The following is an 18,541-nucleotide window of genomic DNA, read 5'->3' as shown; positions in this document are numbered from 1 at the left end:
AGCCGATCCGCAGTGTCGGCACGACTATGATTCATAAAATGCCGTGCAATCAAGCATTCGTACAACCCTGAGGCATATTGAGCCGTTCTTCTCCCTTATCGGATAAAGTCGCCGAATATAGGATCCGAGTCGTTCGGCTGGCCTACGCGGGGCGCATACGTTAGTATTGAAATCAATCTGTTAAGGATTCGTGACTTGACGGCCGCCAAGTCTTCGGCCGAGCTTGCGGATCCCTTGCGTTCATCCCGATAGTCCCGCCAAGCATGACCAGCAACCCGCGTCTCCCCGCCTTTCCTGCCGAAAAGCTCCGTGCCCTGTACGCCCTCTGGTCCTCGCGCCTCGACGGGCAGGCCCTGCCGCTGCGGTCGAGCTTCCGGCCGGAGGAGTTCCAGCCCTGGATGGGCAACCTGCTGATCGTCGGGGTGGAGGGATGTCCCCGCCGGTTCCGCCTGCGGCTGGTCGGGACCGAGATCGTCTATTACGACGGCGCGGACTATACCGGGCGATTCCTGGACGAGGTCCTGAAGCCGCCGGTCGCCCGCGTGGTGCTGCGCCAGTTCGAGGACTGCGCGGTCCGCGGCAAGGCGATGGCCTTCCGGTACCGGAGCGCCTCCTTCCGGGGCGTCGAAGCCGGCATCGACAAGCTGTTCCTGCCGTTCACGCAGGACGGGCGGACCGTTTCCCAGATCTTCGCATGCCTCTACGCGTCCTTCGCCGACCCCCATGCCCGCGAGCGGCCGACCATCCAGGACTACGAGTTGGACGGATCGACGGTGGCCTTCGAGCCGGCGGAACTCTGAGCCGGCGCCGCCGGGGCGACCAGGAAATCCCCGTCCGGGTCATGGGCCTTCGCCCGGCGCAGGGCCGCCGGCCGGCTCGCCACGGCGTAGCAATAGGCGCAGCCCTGGACGCAGGTGTCGTAGTCGCCGATGTCCCGGCTTTCGGCGCAGTCGCAGCCCGGGCGGTTGCCCTTGCGCCGGCCCGCCACCGGCCGCCCCGCGACGTCGGCCAGGCGCAGGGTGTCGACGCACCGGGCGGCCGACACGCCCGGCACGTCGAGCAGGTGCGGCTGGGTGCAGAGGCTCGGCGCCATGCCCTCCCCCGCCGCGATCGCCGCGAGGTCCGCCAGGAGCGCGCGCTTCCCGCCATCCTCCGGGTCGTGCCAGCTGAAGCCGTGGGCGCGGGCGGCGGCGTCCAGGTTGCGGACGGTCTTGCGGTAGGGTTGCATGAACGACATGACCACCTCGTCCACCGCGCCGGACAGCGCCCGGGCGAGGCCGGCGAAGTTGGCCCGGTGCCAATCGGCGCCGGTCAGGGACGACAGGACGATCGGATCGTAGCGCCAGACGACGGCGCGCGGCCCCCAGCGGCCGCGGAGCGCACGGATCTGCTCCACCGACCGGGCGGCGTCGAGCACGTTCGTTTCGAGCACCCGGGGATAGCCGGTCAGCGTCACCTGGACCATGAAGGGATGCCCCCGCCGGGCGACGGTCTCCAGCGCGTCCATGAAGGGCCAGGCGTTGCGGGTCCAGAAGACGAACCCGTCCACGGCGGCGGGCGACAGGTCGATCCGGTGGACCTGCCTTCCATAGGGATTGACCACGGCGCAGAAGCCGGCATCCAGCCGGTTGAGGAACCAGCGGCCATGGAACGCCGGGATGTCGGTCTTGTAGCTGGCGGAAATGATCACCCGGCTTACTCCGGCGGGCCGGACGGCGGGCCGGGGCGGCGCGGACCGGTGACAAGGCTGTGAGATGACGGCGGACGGAGCCTGGCGGCGGCCGGCGTCGGCGCGGGAAACAGGGCGGGAAAACAAGGGGGCTGCCGGAAAACCCCGCACCCCCTTCGACTCACTGAGAGATACAGCAGAGCATTCCGGTGGGGGCAAGTCCGCCGCGGCCAGGGCCGGGCTGGCCGGGTCAGCAGTGGCCGGCTTCTCCCGACATCAGGGCCTTCAGCAGGTTGGCCTGCGGGTCCGCCGACTGTGCGGCTTCCTCGGCCGCGAGGGCGGCGAGGCTTACGAAATGGGCGAGTTCCGCCAATTCATTGTTCCTGGCATCCTGCGCCAGGCTGTCGAGGCAGGACTTGATCGCAAGCGCCAAATCGCGACGTCTGTGAGTCATGATAAATTTACCTCTAATAATCGCGCCACCGTCTCCGGGCGAGGCCGGCGATGTCCCCCCTCACCTCGCGTTCGCCTTGCCCTGGAAAACATATACCATAATCGTTGGGGATAAAAAGGTGGATAATGTAAGGCCAAACAGAAATAGCGGCAACTGTCAATTGCGTCTCATTATGTCAGCACACCGAAATACTTTAATCATAGGTTAACTTCAAGCAAAAACTCGGATTTATACCATCTTGTTACTCCTTTCCTTCCTACCTGGACTTGGCAGGAATTGATACTGCCGGTAGCACCTTGCAACGGGGATTCAAACCGGGCGCTGTGATTCCCTGGCGTCGGCATCATGCCGGCCATACCGGGATGTTCCCGACGGGATGCCGGCCGGCAGGTGCGGCAGGCGGTCGCGCTCCCGGCCGGCCGGCAGCCGTTCCATGTCTGGCTTCCGGGGTGTGGCTTTCCGGCCCGAGGCCCCGTCTCCGCAGCATTTGGCTTGCCGCGGGGCGGTTGCAGCCTTCGGGACACCTGCCTATATCTCCGGACAGACTGAGAGATCATCTGAACTCCCACACCGTTCCATACCCTCAACCACCAGAACCAAGGGGGCCGTGGCGGTGCCGAAGTACCGGGCCGCGACTGGTCTGCCGTAACAAAGAGGCTGAATGATGAGCAAAGTGATTGGTATCGACCTGGGCACCACGAACTCGTGCGTGGCCGTCATGGAAGGCGGCAGTGCCAAGGTCATCGAGAACACCGAAGGCGCCCGGACGACGCCGTCGATGGTCGCCTTCACCCAGGGCGGCGAGCGTCTGGTCGGCCAGCCGGCCAAGCGCCAGGCGGTGACCAATCCCGACAACACCTTGTTCGCGATCAAGCGTCTGATCGGTCGCCGTTACGACGATCCGCTGACCCAGAAGGACAAGGGGCTCGTTTCCTACAAGATCGTCGGCGGCGACAACGGCGACGCCTGGGTGGAGAGCCACGGCAAGAAGTACAGCCCCAGCCAGATCAGCGCCTTCATCCTTCAGAAGATGAAGGAAACCGCCGAGAATTACCTGGGCGAGAAGGTCACGCAGGCCGTCATCACCGTCCCCGCCTACTTCAACGACAGCCAGCGCCAGGCCACCAAGGACGCCGGCAAGATCGCGGGCCTCGAAGTCCTGCGCATCATCAACGAGCCGACGGCCGCGGCGCTGGCATACGGCATGGAGAAGAAGGGCAGCGGCACCATCGCGGTCTACGACCTGGGCGGCGGCACCTTCGACGTGTCGGTGCTGGAGATCGGCGACGGCGTGTTCGAGGTGAAGTCGACCAACGGCGACACCTTCCTGGGCGGCGAGGACTTCGACGCCCGCATCATCGACTATCTCGCCGACGAGTTCCGGAAGGAGCAGGGCATCGACCTGCGGAACGACCGCCTGGCCCTTCAGCGCCTGAAGGAAGCCGCGGAGAAGGCGAAGATCGAGCTGTCGTCCGGCATGCAGACGGAAGTCAACCTGCCGTTCATCACCGCCGACCAGTCCGGCCCGAAGCACCTGAACATCAAGCTGACCCGCGCCAAGCTGGAAGCCCTGGTGGACGACCTGGTGCAGCGCACGATCGAGCCCTGCAAGGCGGCCCTGCGCGACGCCGGCCTGAAGGCCAACGAGATCGACGAGGTGATCCTGGTCGGCGGCATGACCCGCATGCCGAAGATCATGGATACCGTGAAGCAGTTCTTCGGCCGTGAGCCCCACCGCGGCGTCAACCCGGACGAGGTCGTCGCGATCGGCGCCGCGATCCAGGGCGGCGTGCTGAAGGGCGACGTCAAGGACGTGCTGCTGCTGGACGTGACCCCGCTGTCGCTGGGCATCGAGACCCTGGGCGGCGTGTTCACCCGGCTGATCGACCGCAACACCACGATCCCGACCAAGAAGAGCCAGACCTTCTCGACCGCCGAGGACAACCAGAGCGCCGTGACGATCCGGGTGTTCCAGGGCGAGCGCGAGATGGCGGCCGACAACAAGCTGCTGGGCCAGTTCGACCTGGTCGGCATCCCGCCCGCCCCGCGCGGCGTGCCCCAGGTCGAGGTGACCTTCGACATCGACGCCAACGGCATCGTCAGCGTCGGCGCCAAGGACAAGGCCACCGGCAAGGAGCAGTCGGTCCGCATCCAGGCCTCGGGCGGCCTGTCCGACGCCGACGTCGAGAAGATGGTCAAGGACGCCGAGGCGCATGCCGCCGAGGACAAGAAGCGGCGCGAGCTGGTCGAGCTGCGCAACCAGGCCGACGGCCTGATCCACACCACCGAGCGCACCATCAAGGAAGCCGGCGACAAGATCCCGGCGGCCGACAAGGCCGCCGCGGAGAAGGCCATCGCCGAGCTGCGCGAGGCGGCCGGCGCCGACGACGCCGCGGCGATCAAGGCCAAGACCGACGCGCTGGCCCAGGTGTCCATGAAGCTTGGCGAGGCCATGTACAAGGCCGGTCAGGACGACGGCACGGGGGGCGCGGGCGGCCCGGGTGCCGGCGGTGCCGCGGGCGCCGGGGCGCAGGCGGGCGGCGACTCGACCGTGGTCGATGCCGACTTCGAGGAAGTCGACGACGACAAGAAGAGCAAGTCGGCCTGACCGACGGCGCTTCGTCCCGAGCGCCGGGGGATGGCGGCCCGAAATCCGTCCTCCCCCGCGGCGGGATTTGTGTGGCATTGTGTTTTCCGCTCCGGCTGGAAGGCCCTGGGTCCAGGGCCGGCCAGCCGGAGCGGTTTTATGGTTGATCGAACGGTTCAGAGGCAGGGGCTGGCGGCCTGATGGCGAAGCAGGACTATTACGAACTTCTCGGCCTGACCAAGGGTGCCTCGGCGGAGGAGATCAAGAAGGCCTATCGCAAGATGGCCATGCAGTATCACCCCGACCGGAACCCTGGCGACGCCGAGGCGGAAGCCAAGTTCAAGGATTGCAGCGAAGCGTACGAGGTCCTCAAGGACGAGCAGAAGCGCGCGGCCTACGACCGCTTCGGCCATGCCGCCTTCGAGGGCGGCGGCCCGGGCGGCGGACGCGGCGCCGGCGGCTTCGACTTCAATTTCGGGGGCGGCGGCTTCGCGGACATCTTCGACGAGATGTTCGGCGACTTCATGGGCGGCCGGCGCGCCGGCGGCCAGACCGGCCGGGGCGCCGACCTGCGCTACAATCTGGAAATCTCGCTGGAGGAGGCCTTCAGCGGCAGCCAGGCGACCGTCCGGGTTCCGACCTCGGTGGTCTGCGAGGGCTGCTCGGGCAGCGGGGCGGAAGCCGGCACCCAGCCGATCTCGTGCCCGACCTGCGGCGGCCTGGGCAAGGTGCGGGCGCAGCAGGGCTTCTTCACGATCGAGCGGACCTGCCCGTCCTGCCACGGCGCCGGCCGGGTCATCAAGGACCCGTGCAAGAGCTGCGGCGGCAGCGGCAGGACCCGGAAGGAGAAGAACCTCCAGGTCAACATCCCCGCGGGCGTCGAGGACGGCACCCGCATCCGGCTGGCCGGCGAGGGCGAGGCGGGGCTGCGCGGGGCGCCGACGGGCGATCTCTACATCTTCCTGGCGATAGCGCCGCACCGGTTCTTCCAGCGCGACGGCGCCAACATCCACTGCCGGGTGCCGATCCCGATGACGACGGCGGCCCTCGGCGGCACCGTCGAGGTGCCCAGCATCGACGGCAGCCGGGCCAAGGTCAACGTGCCGGCCGGCACCCAGTCGGGCCACCAGTTCCGCCTGAAGGGCAAGGGCATGTCGGTCCTGCGCAGCACCCAGCGCGGCGACATGTATATCCAGGCCGTGGTCGAGACTCCGGTCAACCTGAACAAGAAGCAGCAGGAGCTGCTGCGCGAGTTCGAGAAGGCCGGCAAGGAAGGCACCAGCCCCGAAAGCGAGGGCTTCTTCGCCAAGGTGAAGGAGCTTTGGGAAGACCTGAAGGACTGAAGGAACCGGCGGTGACGAGGGAGCGGCGGTCCGGCCCCGTCCCCCCGTCCAGGGTCACGCCGCCCGCGGCATCGGCGCCATCAGGCTCAGGGCGAACATCAACGCCGCGGCGGTGACCACGCTGGGGCCGCTCGGCAGGTCCCAGAAGAGAGAGCCCAGCAGGCCGCCGATCACGGCGGCCATGCCGATCAGCGACGCCGTGACGGCCATCCGCTCCGGCGAGCGGGAAAACCGGCGGGCGGTCGCGGCCGGCACGATCAGCAGCGACGTGATCAGCAGGATGCCGACGATCTTCATGGCGATCGCGATCACCGCGGCGATCAGCAGCATGAAGACCAGGCGGATCGCCAGCACCGGCATCCCCTCGACCCGCGCCAGGTCCTCGTCCACCGTGATGGCGAGCAGCCGCCGCCAGATCAGCGCCAGCACGGCCAGCGCCACGGCGCCGCCGCCGTAGATCCACTGGATGTCCGCGACGGTGACCGACAGGATGTCGCCGAACAGGTAGGCCAGCAGGTCGATCCGCATGGTCTCCATGAAGGCTATGGCGACCAGCCCCAGCGACAGCGTGGAGTGGGAGACGATGCCGAGCAGCGTGTCGCTGGCGAGCTGGCGCTGCTCCTGCAGCACCACCAGAAGCGTGGCGATGGCGACGCAGACCGCGATCACCCCGACCGTCAGCCCGATCCCCAGCAGATAGCCGAGCGCGATGCCCAGCAGGGCGGAATGGGCCAGGGTGTCGCCGAAATAGGCCATCCGGCGCCACACGACGAAGGATCCCAGCGGGCCGGCGACCAGCGCTATGCCGCAGCCGCCCACCAGGGCCCGGATCATGAAATCATCCATGGCCATGGTGCCTGCGGGCCTCGGAAAGCGGACGGGCCGCGTCCTGGCCGGCTCCCTGGGCTGACGGCAGGGTGACCACGGTACCGTCGCAGCCGTGGTGATGGTCGTGGCTGTGCTGGTAGACCGCCAAGGCCTCCGCATGGCGGCCGAACATCGCCAGGTATTCCGGGTGCCGGCTGACATCCTCCGGATGGCCGGAGCAGCAGACATGGCGGTTGATGCAGAGCACCGTGTCGGTCCGAGCCATCACCAGGTGCAGGTCGTGGGAGACCAGCAGCACGCCGCAGCCCCGGCTGCGGCGGATCTCGGCGATCAGGTTGAACAGTTCGATCTGGCCATGGACGTCGACCGCCTGCACCGGCTCGTCCAGCACCAGGATGTCGGGCCGGCGCAGCAGGGCGCGGGCCAGGAGCACGCGCTGAAGCTCGCCGCCGGACAGGGTCTGGACCGCGCCGTCGATGACGTGGGAGGCCCCGACCTCGTCGAGCACCTGGGCCAGGTCGGCGCGGTCGACCCGCTGCCACAGGGTCAGGAAGCGGCGGACGGTCAGCGGCAGGGTCCGCTCGACCTGAAGCCGCTGGGGCATGTAGCCGATGGTCAGGCCGGCGCGGCGCCGGATCGATCCGGCGGACGGCTTGACCAGGCCCAGCACCGACTTCACCAGCGTCGTCTTGCCGGCGCCATTGGGACCGATCAGCGTCACGATCTCGCCCGCGCCGACGGTCAGGTCGATATCCTCCAGCACGGTGCGGCTGCCGTAGGTGACGGTCAGCCCGCGGGTTTCGACCAGAGGCTCTGTGGTGGATGACATGAAGGCTGCGCCCCGATTTCCCGTGCCGGTCAACCGGCCCTTGACAAGGTAATGTTATAACAGAACAGTAGGGGGTTCACGAATACGCAATTGTGCAACCCTGCCCTGGTCGGAGGCCACACCCCGTCATGAACGTCCGTCGCGCAACGACATCCCTCCTGGCCCTGGCCGGAGCGGTATTCTTCTCCGCTGCCGCTCCGGCGGCGGAACCGGTCGGCGTGGTGGCCTCCATCAAGCCGATCCATTCCCTGGTCGCCGGCGTGATGCAGGGTGTCGCCGAACCCACGCTCCTGGTCAAGGGCGCCGCCTCCCCGCACGCCTTCAACCTCCGCCCCAGCGACGCCCGCGCGCTCGCCGGGGCCGACCTGGTGTTCTGGGTCGGCGAGGACCTGGAGACGTTCCTCGCCAAGCCGATCGAGTCCCTGGGCGGCAAGTCCCACGCGGTCGCCTTGATGGACGCTCCCGGGATCACCCTGCTGCCCACCCGCGAAGGCGGCGCCTGGGAACCGCACGACCATGACGACCACGGTCACGGTCACGGGCACGCGCACGCGCACGAGGGCCACGGCGACCATGGGCACGGACACGCTCACGGCATGAATGATGCCCATGTCTGGCTCGACGTGTCGAACGCCCAGGCGATGGTCGCCGCCATCGCGCGGGAATTGTCCGAGCATGACGCCGCCAACGCTTCCCGCTACCAGGCCAATGCCAAGTCCCTGACCGAGCGGCTGACCGCGCTCGACGCCGAGTTGGGCAGCCTGCTGGCGCCGGTGAAGGACCGGCCGTTCGTGGTCTTCCACGACGCCTACCATTATCTGGAGGACCGCTACGGGCTGAACGCCGTCGGCGCCATCACGGTCAGCCCGGAGCAGCGGCCCAGCGCCCAGCGTCTCAGCGAGATCCGGAGCCGGATCACCGCTCTCGACGCCGCCTGCGTGTTCTCCGAACCCCAGTTCGAACCGACCCTGGTCACCACCGTAGTGGAGGGCACCGGGGCCGGCAAGGGCGTGCTCGACCCGCTCGGGGCCGGGCTGCCCGACGGCCCCGATCTCTATTTCCAGCTCATGCGCGACATGGCCGCCTCCCTCGTGTCCTGCCTGAAGGCCGGCTGACCGCTCCCCCCCGGACGGCGGGGGCATCAGCCGCCTTCCGCCGCCAGCCACCGGTACAGGACGACCGCGGCGGCGCTCCAGACCGCGACCATGGCGACGGCGGCCGCGTAGCTGACGGGCCGGTCCGCCCCCCGGGCCTGCGCGGCCGCGCGATGCTCCGCCAGTATGTCGGCGGGGATGAGGCGGGCGACGAGCAGGATGCCCAGCGGCACGATGAGCAGGTCGTCGAGATAGCCGACGACCGGGATGAAGTCCGGGATCAGATCGATCGGGCTGAGCGCGTAGGCCGCGACCAGCAGCGCCGCCGCCCGCGCACACCAGGGCGTCCTGGGGTCGCGGGCCGCCAGATAAACCGCATGGACGTCCCGTTTCACGCCGCGGGCCCACGCCTTCGCCCTGGACAGCAGGCCGTCGGGGACCTTGGGGCCGGGCACGGCCACCCCGGACGCTCAGTGCCGGAAGTGGCGCATCCCCGTGAAGACCATCGCGAGGCCGCGCTCGTCGGCGGCGGCGATCACCTCGCCGTCGCGCATCGAGCCGCCGGGCTGGATGATCGCGGTGGCGCCGGCATCCGCCGCGGCCAGCAGGCCGTCCGCGAAGGGGAAGAAGGCGTCGGACGCGACCACGGAGCCGATCGTCCCCGCCTCCGCCCGGCCCGCCGCCTGTGCCGCGTCGGCCGACTTCCACGCCGCGATGCGCGAGCTGTCCACCCGGCTCATCTGGCCGGCGCCGATGCCTACGGTCGCTCCGGCCTTGGCATAGACGATCGCGTTCGACTTGACATGCTTGGCGACGCGGAAGGCGAACAGCAGGTCGGCCAGCTCCCGGTCGTCGGGCGCCCGCTTCGTCACCACCTTCAGGTCGGGCAGGCTGATCCGGCCGCTGTCGCGGTCCTGGAACAGGAAGCCGCCGGACACCGTCCGCACGGTCATGCCGGGCGCGGCCGGATCGGGCATGGCGCCGGTCAGCAGGACGCGCAGGTTCTTCTTGGCGGCCAGGAACGCCCGGGCATCCCCGTCGGCGTCGGGGGCGATCACCACCTCGGCGAACAGCTTGGCGATCTGCTCGGCCGTGGCGGCGTCCAGGGTGCGATTCACCGCGATGATGCCGCCGAAGGCGCTGACCGGGTCGCATTCCAGCGCGCGGGCATAGGCGTCGGGCAGGCTGTCGCCCTCGGCCACACCGCAGGGATTGGCGTGCTTGATGATGGCGACGGCCGGGCGCTCGAACTCGGCCACCAGTTCGAACGCGGCGTCCGTGTCGTTGAGGTTGTTGTAGCTCAGCTCCTTGCCCTGGAGCTGCGTCGCCGTCGCGATGCCCGGCCGGCCGCCCGCGCCGCCGACATAGAATGCCGCCTGCTGGTGCGGGTTCTCGCCGTAGCGGAGCGTCTGGCGCAGGCTGCCGGCGACGGTGACGCGGGCCGGGAAGGTCTCGCCGTTCTGGCCGGCGAACCACTGGCTGATCGCCGAGTCGTAGGCGGCCGTGCGGGCGTAGGCGCCGGCCGCCAGCCGCCGCCGCAGCGCCAGCGTGGTGGCGCCGTCGTTGGCCTCCAGCTCGGCCAGGACGGCGTCGTAGTCCGCGGCGTCGGTCACCACGGCGACGAAGCCGTGGTTCTTGGCGGCGCTCCGGATCATCGCCGGGCCGCCGATGTCGATGTTCTCCACGCAGTCCTCGAACGCGGCGCCGCGCGCGACCGTGGCCTCGAACGGGTAGAGGTTGACCACGACCAGGTCGATCGGCGGGATGCCGTGGGCCTCCATGGCGGCCAGGTGGCTGTCCAGGTCGCGGCGCGCCAGGATGCCGCCATGGACCTTGGGGTGGAGAGTCTTGACCCTGCCGTCCATCATCTCGGGGAAGCCGGTATGGTCGCCGACCTCGGTGACCGGCACGCCGGCGTCGCGGAGCTGCTGGGCGGACCCGCCGGTCGACAGGATCTCGACGCCGCGCGCCGCCAGGGCTTGGCCGAACGGCACCAGGCCGGTCTTGTCGGAAACGGAAACGAGGGCGCGGGTGACGCGGACGAGATCGGCGTTCATGGCGGCGGTATCCTGCGAAATTCTGGCCCAGTCGGGCGTGGCTGCGGTTCGGGTGCGGTGATGGTCAGGGCTGCTTCTTCTCGCGGCGTAGCGCCCATTTGATCACCGTGCGATCGGACACGGTGTCGCCGGTCACGACGACCTGGCGGGTCCGCCGCGGCTCGTCGCCGTCGCCGAACCCGCCGCCGAAATAGATGCTTTCGGAGACGGCGAAGGTCCCGCCGGTCGCCCGCAGGCGCCACGACGAGCCCCCCGGCAGCCGCAGCAGGGCGGAACCGCCGTTGGGCGACAGGGCGGCGTCCACGCCGGGATGAAGGTGGAAGCGGAGCGCGAAGGGGTGGCCGGCGGGACCTTCCAGCGTGTCCTCGCCGCGCAGGTCGTCGCCGTTGTCCGCCAGGTAGAGCCGCCGCCGGTGCAGCAGCCCGAAGGCGCGCACATAGCCGTCGTGGGTCGCCTCGACCAGGGTGGCGCCGTCGCTCTCGATGCGCTCGCAGGTGATCCGGTTCGGCCGGCGGCCCAGGCCGCCCTCCTCGAACACTTCCGCGGAATTGGTCTCCGCCACCGCGAGGGTCGAGTGGGCCGCGGTCGCCGCCAGCGCGCCGCGCCAGGGGCCGAAGCGGCTGGGATGCGAGCCGCAATTGACGATCAGGCGCTCGCGCCCGATGGTCATCTCGAAGCTGAGCGTGCCGGCATGGGCGTCCTGGTCCAGGCCCGGCGGCGGCGCCTTGCCGGTATCCATCAGCACCGTGGTCCGGCCGGCCAGCATCCGCTCGAACCCGCAATGGGGAGCGCTCTTCAGCGGGCGCCCGCGCGCGTCGGACTGGGCCAGCACCGTGTCGGTCATGGCCGGGTCGGCCTCGCGGCCGCCGTTGAACAGCGCCAGCCCGCCGTCGCCGTGGCGAAAGAAGCGGAGCGCCGGGGTCATCCGGTCGATCGCGTGCTGGAGCATCTCCGGCACCTCCTGGCGGGCCGCGCGCAGGACGGCACGCAGGTCGATCAGGTGGCGGAGCACCAGCATGTGGCGCTCGGGGTTGCGCTCCACATGGCCGCCGTCCGGCAGCACCTGGAGCGGCAGTTCCCGTTCCAGCAGCCGCAGGGCGTAAGGCACGTGCTTCTCGCAGCCGGGCAGGCACAGCCCGCCGTAGACCAGGCCCTTGACCGCGGTCAGCAGCGCCGCCCCCTGGAGCGGGCCGGGGGTGACGCGGGCCAGGTGGCGGGTCTGCCGCGCCAGGCTTTCGAACACCCGGCCGCGGAAGGCGTCGTCCGCGCTCTGGCAGTAGAAATCATGCTGGCCGATCCAGTTGGCGATGCGGGCACCCAGCACGTCGGGCGCCCACGACGCCTGGTTCCAGCCGTGGTTCTGGTCGAGCCAGCCGGTGATCAGCAGGCGCGCCTGCCGGCGCGGCGCGTCGCCGCCCAGCGCGCGCAGGTCGCGCAGCCAGTCGAACGCGTTCATCTGGGCGATCCAGGGGGAACCGAAGCCCAGGGCCGGCACCCAGACCGGCTCGTCCGCCTGCATCACCTCGCCCGCGAAGGGGAACACCCCGTCCATCAGGGCAGCGCCGATATCCGCGTCGCCCGGCCAGGGATCGTTGGGGACGGTCGCCAGCCCGCTGACCGGCCGGCCGCCCAGGGTAAGCCCGTACAGCGGATTGCCGAAGGCGAACGCCCGCGCGCCCTGCTTCAGCCAGCCCAAGGTGTCGCGCTGGCCAGTCATCCCGCCTCAGGCACCCCGCAGCCGCCGGATATTGCCGGCATAGGCGTCCTGCCCGCCGGCGAAGGTCGCCGTCCCGGCCACCAGCACGTCGGCGCCGGCCTCGATCGCAGCGCCCGCCGTCTCGAAATTGATGCCGCCGTCGACCTCCAGGTCGATCTGCCGCCCGCTGGCGTCGATCCGGCGGCGCAGTTCCCGGATCTTGTCGAGCTGTGAGCGGATGAAGCCCTGGCCGCCGAAGCCGGGATTGACGCTCATCACCAGGATCAGGTCCAGGTCGTCCATCAGGTAATCCACCGCCTCGACCGGCGTCGCCGGGTTGAGCGACAGGCCGGCCTTCTTGCCCAGCGACTTGATCAGCTGGATCGTCCGGTGAGTGTGGGCGCCGGCCTCGGGATGGACCGTGATGATGTCGGCGCCAGCCTTGGCGAAGTCGGCGATGAAGGGGTCGACCGGCGAGATCATCAGGTGGACGTCGAAGATCTTGGCGGAATGGGGCCGCAGGGCCGACACGACGGCGGGGCCGATGGTGATGTTGGGCACGAAATGCCCGTCCATCACGTCGATATGGATGTAGTCGGCCCCGGCGGTATCGACGGCGCGCACCTCCTCTCCCAGGCGGGCGAAGTCGGCCGACAGGATGGAGGGAGCGATTCGGGTCGATTGCTGCATGGCGAGGCCGTCCTACGAAAGCGAAGCTGTCCTACCAAGTCCGGCGGGGTGTGCGCAAGATCACACATGGTCCCTGCCGGCGCAGGTTTGAATTGCGCAAATCGACCGTCATCGGGATCGGCATATCATTTGGTGCGGACGAGCCGCGCCACGAAGAAGCCGTCGATGCCGCCCAGTTCAGCGAGGTGACCCGGCAGGGTCCTGACTTCCCCCCGCTCGTTGATCAGTTCCGACAGGCCGCCCAGCTCGCCGGGATCGACCGGCAGCCGCTCGACCGGCGCCCCGGAATTCAGCAGGTGGTCGATCCGCTGCTCGCCCTCCTCCGGCTGGAGCGAGCAGGTGCAATAGACCAGCATGCCGCCGGGCTTGAGCAGTTCCACCGCGTGGGCCAGTAGCCGGCGCTGGGCCCCCGCCAGCTTGGCGACGTCCTCCTGGGTCTTCAGCCGCAGGATGTCGGGATGGCGCCGGATCGCCCCGGTGGCGCTGCACGGCGCGTCGAGCAGGATGGCATCGGCCGGCTGCTCCGGCTTCCAGGTCGCGGCATCGGCGGTCAGGGTCTCCGCCCACAGGTTCAGCCGCTCCAGGTTGGCGGAGAGCCGGCGAAGCCGCCGTTCGGACCGGTCGAGCGCCGTCACCTCGGCCCCGGCGGCGGCGAGCTGGGCGGTCTTGCCGCCCGGCGCCGCGCACAGGTCGTAGACGGTCCTGCCCCGGATGTCGCCGAACAGCTTGGCCGGCAGCGCCGCGGCGGCGTCCTGGACCCACCAGGCACCCTCGTCGTAACCGGGCAGGTCGGTGACCTGACCACCGGAGGCGCGGCGGATCGTCCCGGTCGGCAGCACGGTGCCCTCCAGCCGCGCGGCCCAGTCGCCGGGCGACTCCTTCGCCGTGAGGTCGAGCGGCGCCTCGATCAGGTTGGCCTCGACGATGCCGCGGGTGCGGGGAGTGCCGTAGGCGGTCCGCCAAGCGAGCCACAGCCAGTCCGGCGTGTTCAGCCGGCCGGCATCCTGCTTCTTCGCCTGGTCGGCGCCCTCGCGGGCGACCCGGCGCAGCACGGCGTTGATCAGGCCCTTGTAATGGCTGAGCCCGCGCCCTTCCGCCGCGGCCACCGAGGTATCGACCGCGGCGTGCGGCGGCGTGTCGAGGAACACGAGCTGCGCCGTGCCGAGCCGCAGGATGTCGAGGACGCCGGCGCGGACCGGGTCGGGCTTGGTCAGGGCCGCCGACACCAGGGCGTCGACCTGACCCAGGCGGCGCAGGACGGTCGCCACCATCAGCCTCACGAAGGCGCGGTCGCGCGGCTCCAGGGCGTCGAGCCCCTCGTGCGCGTCGAACGCGTCGTCGAGCGGGATCTTCTTGCGCAGCACCGATTCGATCAGGTCGAGGGCGGCGTTGCGGGATGCCAGCGTGCTGTCGGTCATGCCGCGCGGTTTAGCGCGCGGAGGGGGGCTTGTCGAATCGGAAAAGGCCCGGGGCGGACGCTGTCCGGCACGGCACCTGATTATCGGTCAAGAAACGAGGCCGGGTGCCGCTCCGACCTAATCTTCATCGGTGCGCGAACAGGCGAGATGGACCTCGCGCTGGGTTGAGCGGATCAGGTCCAGGGCTGGCTGGCACGTTTGTTGCGCACTGCTCACAAGCCTGAACTCAAGGCGGAACTACCCCTTTATCGTCATGCCCGGACTTGATCCGGGCATCGTTCACGGGAAGCATCGGAGCCTCCGTGCCTTGAGATCCGCGGGTCAAGCCCGCGGATGACGAACTGAAGGAGAAAACGGTCACTAGAAATGTTCTCAATGGTTGATCGGCAATCGCCGTGCCGGACAGCGGCGGATCAAGTCCGGCCATGACGAAACCAAAGTATTTCCGCCCGTGATCAACCCTTTAGCGGAACAGGCAGCCAACATGCCGGACAGTCGTGATCAGGTCCGGTCATGATGAGGACAGGGGCTTGGAAGAGCCGTCACGCGGCGGCTCTTCCGGTTCGACGGGACGCTCCTAACCCGCAGCCGGTTGCGGCTGCTGCGCCGTGGTTCCCCGCTGGGTTTCCTGCGTCGGAGAAGCGGCCGGCGTCTCCTCCGGCTGCTGCACCACCGTCGTGGTGGTTGCCGGCTGGGCCGGCGGCTCCGGAGGCCTCGCGGGCGGAAGCCGGTGGGGTTCGGCGATCCGGACGGCGACGCTGGGCAGCTTCCATTCCATGCTGTCGAACGCGCCGCACTGGGCGCAGATGCTGCGCCAGGACTTGGACAGGGTGCCGCACTCCTTGCAGACCCAGATCGGGTCCGGCTCGGCGTTGGCGGCCTTGGCCAGCCAGTCCCGGGCGGCGGCGATGTCGCCGTGCTCCGCCTCGGCCAGTTCGGCCAGCATGCGGTAGACCCTGTCGGTCGGACGCTCGGCCAGCGCCTTGCTCAGGTGGTTGCGGGCCTCGCCCCACAGCTTGGCGGCCATGGCGGCGCGGGCCAGGGCCACATGGCCCTCCGGATCGTTGGGCACCATGGACTGGAGCCGCTCGAACCGCTTGACCTGGGCCAGCGGATCGCTGTCCGGGCTGATGTCGCGGTAGGCGTCGGCCAGTTCGGGATGGGGCCGGGTGCTCCAGGCCTTCTCGATCACCTTGCCGGCCTTGCGGTGCTTGCCGGTGCGCGCCAGCAGGCGGGCCAGGCGCGAGGCGGCCGGCGGGAACGCGGGCTCCAGCTTGGCGGCGGCCTGGGCGTGGCGCAGGGCGTCGTCGTGATGGCCTTCCAGCTCGGCCTCGTAGCTGCGTTCCAGCAGCAGGGCGGCGCGGTGGTGCCGGCCGGCCTCCGCCGGGAAGGCGCCCGACTTCATGCCGTCGAGCAGGGTCTGCTCGGCCCGGCCCCACTGGGCTGCCCGGGTCTCCAGGTCGAACAGGGTGGTGAGCACCCACGGGGTCTGCGGCTGGAGCGACTTGGCCCGGCGGGCGAGCTGCAGCGCCTCGGTCTGGTTGCCGTCGCGGATCGCCTGGGTCAGCAGGCCGCGCACGCCGAGGAACGCCGTCTCCGGCCGTTCCAGCATGGTCTGGAAATAGCGTTCCGCCGCCTTCTCGTCGCCGTTCAGCTGGGCGGCCTGGGCCGACAGCAGCATGGTCAGCGGCGGGTCGCGCAGCATGGCGTCGGCCTCGCGGGCATAGCGGCGCGCGCCGGCGGCGTCGCCGGCCGCGACCGCGACCATGCCGCGGGTCAGCGCCCGATAGCCCCGCTCGCGCTTGCGTGCCCGGCTGCGGCGGCCGAAGGCCCCCGGTGCACCCCGGATGCCGCGCCACAGCCGGTAGGCCAGCGCGGCGATCCCGATCAGGACCACCGTCACCAGCAGCAGCATGGCGAAGGAGGTGTTGATGACGTAGCCCTGCCAGTCGATCGTGACCGCGCCGGGATTTTCGACGAGATAGATGGCGATCGCGACGACGATCGCCAGCTTGATCAGGAACCAGATGGCGCGGGTCATTATTGGTTGCCTCCGGCGGAGCCCGACAGGCGGGCGATGGCCTGGCCGGTCAGCAGCGCGCCGGCCTCGTTGGCGGCGAGGCGCGCCTTGGCGTCCTCGATCCAGGGCTGGGCCACTTTCGCCGGCTCGCCGGTCAGGGTCCCGAGCTCCTTGACGGCCTCGTCCAGGCGGCCGGACTTCAGGTGGCGCTCCGCCCGGGCGGTGATCGCGTCGGCGCCGCTGCCCTCGATCTCGCCGGCGGTCCGCCGGACATTGACCAGGGAGGAAGCGGTCGAGAGCGCCTTGTCCCACCACTGGCCGCCTTCGCCGCTGGCGAGCACCCCGGCGCGGACGATCTCGCCCGCGACGTCGGAGAACCTCTCGTTCAGCTGCGCCTCGGTCGGGATCCCGTCGGCGGCATGGGGCTCGATCGCGTTCAGCGCCTGCACCACCTGCGGGTCCTGCAGGTTGACCGCGCGTACGGCCGACAGTTCGGACGAGAAGGGCCGCGAGCTCTGGAGCGTCGCGCGGAGTTGGCCGGCGGCGAGCACCAGGGCCTGGGCCTTGCTTTCCTGGGCCTGGCGCAGGGTCAGCGTCTCGGCCACCTGGGCGGCGCGGTTCGAGGTGTTGTTGATCTCCTGGGCGAGGCGGTTGGCCTCCTGCTCCAGCCCGGCGACGCTGCTGCGCAGCTGCGAGATGGCCTGCGCCTGCTGCTGGTCGAGCGTGCCGACCCGGCCTTCGAGCTGCTGCACCCGGTCGCGGACCTGGGAGAGTGCCTGGAGCTGCTGCTCCAGCGGGGCGACGCGGGCGTCGAGCGCCTGGCGGTCGACGCCCGCCTGCGGCTGGGGCCGCTGCTCCAGCGCGGCGACCCGGCCGGCAAGCTGCTGGACGCGGTCCTGCACGATCGATTCGACCTGGGCCTGGTCGAGGCCGGCGGGACCGGACTGCTCCGGCTGCTGCTGCTGCTGCGACTGCGCCTGGGACACTTCGGACAGGCGCTGCTCGAGCTGGGAGATCCGCTCGTCCAGCGGCGCGGTGTCCGTGCCGCGCGAGGCCAGCTCCTGGACCCGCTGCTCGAGTGCGGAGATCTGCTGGGAAGCACCGGTATCGGCACCGGTGCGCGGCGGCCAGATCTGGGGGATCACCTGCGGCCCCCACTGGGGTGCCGTGACGGCCGCTCCGGTGCCGGCCAGCGCCAGCAGGATGGCCAAGGTCGCGAGGCCCTTGCCGCCGCCGGAGGACCGGGCGGGCTCGGACGTGCGGACCGGCTCTGGATCGTGGTGGGTCGGCTCAGCCATGGTCCTGGTCGCGGTTTCTGTTTCGGGCTCGGTCGAGGTGTCCGCGGGCCGCTCGTAGCTGCGCGGGCTGGTCCAGGGAGTGGCCGAGGGAGTCTCGCCCGTCGGCGTGTCGGTGGCCGAGGGCTCCGGCGCGACGGTGCCGGCGGGCGTCGTCTCGTCCGCCGTGCGATCCTCGACCGCGCGTTCCTCGCTGGCACGCTCGTCGGCCGGGGCGGCCGCGTCGAGTTCGGCCTGGTCCAGCGACACGTTGTGGCGGCCGGCGGCGGCGAGCAGGTCGGGATGGCGCGCGCTGGGGATCGCGCCGCGCTTCTTCCATCCCTGGACCGTCGTGACCGGCATGCCCAGCTTGTGGGCCATGGGGCGGATGCCGCCGAACTTCTCGATGATGCGCTCGGCTGCGGAGCCGGTCGGGTTGGTGCCGTCGGACGGATCCGGCACGGTCGGGTCGTTATCCGATTGGTCGGGGGGACGGGGACTCATGAGCGGCCTTCTCGTATTCCCTGGGGACGTTTATCGTTGGCGGTTATTCGTCTGACTGTTCTTGCACTTGGTTCCGGT

16 protein-coding genes are annotated in these 18,541 nt (G+C 69.9%); 4 read left to right on the top strand and 12 right to left on the bottom strand.

From position 1 onward, the window contains the following. Positions 1 to 263: 263 nt before the first annotated feature. The gene (locus tag IGS68_RS27365; protein WP_201076108.1) at positions 264 to 800 is read left to right on the top strand and encodes a PAS domain-containing protein; all 537 of its coding nucleotides are present in this window, start codon (positions 264 to 266) and stop codon (positions 798 to 800) included. Here IGS68_RS27365 and IGS68_RS27360 read toward each other — a convergent pair. The 3 genes from IGS68_RS27360 to IGS68_RS36070 all read right to left on the bottom strand — a co-directional run bounded on the left by IGS68_RS27360 (position 752) and on the right by IGS68_RS36070 (position 2,558). Further along, complete coding sequence (locus IGS68_RS27360) at positions 752 to 1,690, bottom strand: DUF1848 domain-containing protein (RefSeq protein WP_201076107.1); 939 nt, start codon at positions 1,688 to 1,690, stop codon at positions 752 to 754. The genes IGS68_RS27365 and IGS68_RS27360 overlap by 49 nt on opposite strands. A gap of 229 nt (positions 1,691 to 1,919) precedes the next feature. Further along, on the bottom strand, positions 1,920 to 2,123 hold the full coding sequence (locus tag IGS68_RS27355) for a hypothetical protein (protein WP_201076099.1): 204 nt from the start codon (positions 2,121 to 2,123) through the stop codon (positions 1,920 to 1,922). Positions 2,124 to 2,432: 309 nt separating this feature from the next. Then, entirely contained in the window at positions 2,433 to 2,558 is a 126-nt protein-coding gene (locus tag IGS68_RS36070; protein WP_256445741.1) for a hypothetical protein, read from the bottom strand. 229 nt (positions 2,559 to 2,787) lie between these two features. On the opposite strand from IGS68_RS36070, the gene dnaK reads away from it, so the two are divergent. Then, on the top strand, positions 2,788 to 4,731 hold the full coding sequence (dnaK, locus tag IGS68_RS27350; protein WP_201081716.1) for a molecular chaperone DnaK: 1,944 nt from the start codon (positions 2,788 to 2,790) through the stop codon (positions 4,729 to 4,731). A gap of 179 nt (positions 4,732 to 4,910) precedes the next feature. Further along, positions 4,911 to 6,053 carry a molecular chaperone DnaJ gene (gene dnaJ / locus IGS68_RS27345; RefSeq protein ID WP_201076097.1) on the top strand — a complete coding sequence of 381 codons (1,143 nt, stop codon included), beginning with the start codon at positions 4,911 to 4,913 and terminating at the stop codon, positions 6,051 to 6,053. 54 nt (positions 6,054 to 6,107) lie between these two features. Here dnaJ and znuB read toward each other — a convergent pair whose 3' ends face one another. Beyond that, complete coding sequence (znuB, locus tag IGS68_RS27340) at positions 6,108 to 6,899, bottom strand: zinc ABC transporter permease subunit ZnuB (protein WP_201076095.1); 792 nt, start codon at positions 6,897 to 6,899, stop codon at positions 6,108 to 6,110. Next, on the bottom strand, positions 6,892 to 7,710 hold the full coding sequence (gene znuC / locus IGS68_RS27335) for a zinc ABC transporter ATP-binding protein ZnuC (RefSeq protein ID WP_201076091.1): 819 nt from the start codon (positions 7,708 to 7,710) through the stop codon (positions 6,892 to 6,894). The genes znuB and znuC overlap by 8 nt, the downstream gene beginning before the upstream one ends. Before the next feature lie 128 nt (positions 7,711 to 7,838). On the opposite strand from znuC, the gene IGS68_RS27330 reads away from it, so the two are divergent. After that, a complete protein-coding gene (locus IGS68_RS27330) occupies positions 7,839 to 8,825 on the top strand; it encodes a zinc ABC transporter substrate-binding protein (RefSeq protein WP_201076086.1) in 987 nt (328 codons plus the stop codon). A gap of 26 nt (positions 8,826 to 8,851) precedes the next feature. Here the strand turns inward: IGS68_RS27330 and IGS68_RS27325 are convergent, their stop codons facing one another. From IGS68_RS27325 to IGS68_RS27295, 7 genes are all read right to left on the bottom strand, one after another. Beyond that, a complete protein-coding gene (locus tag IGS68_RS27325; RefSeq protein WP_371821864.1) occupies positions 8,852 to 9,265 on the bottom strand; it encodes a YkvA family protein in 414 nt (137 codons plus the stop codon). 9 nt (positions 9,266 to 9,274) lie between these two features. Continuing rightward, positions 9,275 to 10,861, bottom strand: coding sequence for a bifunctional phosphoribosylaminoimidazolecarboxamide formyltransferase/IMP cyclohydrolase (purH, locus tag IGS68_RS27320; RefSeq protein WP_201076083.1), 1,587 nt, complete (start codon positions 10,859 to 10,861; stop codon positions 9,275 to 9,277). A 64-nt stretch (positions 10,862 to 10,925) separates the two neighbouring features. Next, positions 10,926 to 12,578 carry a heparinase II/III family protein gene (locus tag IGS68_RS27315; protein WP_201076081.1) on the bottom strand — a complete coding sequence of 551 codons (1,653 nt, stop codon included), beginning with the start codon at positions 12,576 to 12,578 and terminating at the stop codon, positions 10,926 to 10,928. A 6-nt stretch (positions 12,579 to 12,584) separates the two neighbouring features. Further along, a complete protein-coding gene (gene rpe, locus IGS68_RS27310) occupies positions 12,585 to 13,247 on the bottom strand; it encodes a ribulose-phosphate 3-epimerase (protein ID WP_201076073.1) in 663 nt (220 codons plus the stop codon). Between the two features lie 125 nt (positions 13,248 to 13,372). Next, entirely contained in the window at positions 13,373 to 14,665 is a 1,293-nt protein-coding gene (locus IGS68_RS27305) for an RsmB/NOP family class I SAM-dependent RNA methyltransferase (RefSeq protein ID WP_201076071.1), read from the bottom strand. Positions 14,666 to 15,242: 577 nt separating this feature from the next. After that, the gene (locus tag IGS68_RS27300) at positions 15,243 to 16,706 is read right to left on the bottom strand and encodes a heme biosynthesis protein HemY (protein ID WP_201076069.1); all 1,464 of its coding nucleotides are present in this window, start codon (positions 16,704 to 16,706) and stop codon (positions 15,243 to 15,245) included. Beyond that, the gene (locus tag IGS68_RS27295) at positions 16,706 to 18,463 is read right to left on the bottom strand and encodes a mitofilin family membrane protein (protein WP_201076068.1); all 1,758 of its coding nucleotides are present in this window, start codon (positions 18,461 to 18,463) and stop codon (positions 16,706 to 16,708) included. Before IGS68_RS27295 ends, IGS68_RS27300 begins: the two co-directional genes overlap by 1 nt. Between the last annotated feature and the right edge of the window lie 78 nt (positions 18,464 to 18,541).

Source organism: Skermanella sp. TT6 (genome assembly GCF_016653635.2).
Classification (GTDB): Bacteria; Pseudomonadota; Alphaproteobacteria; order Azospirillales; family Azospirillaceae; genus Skermanella; species Skermanella cutis.
This window is presented reverse-complemented; position numbering and strand designations above follow the sequence as displayed.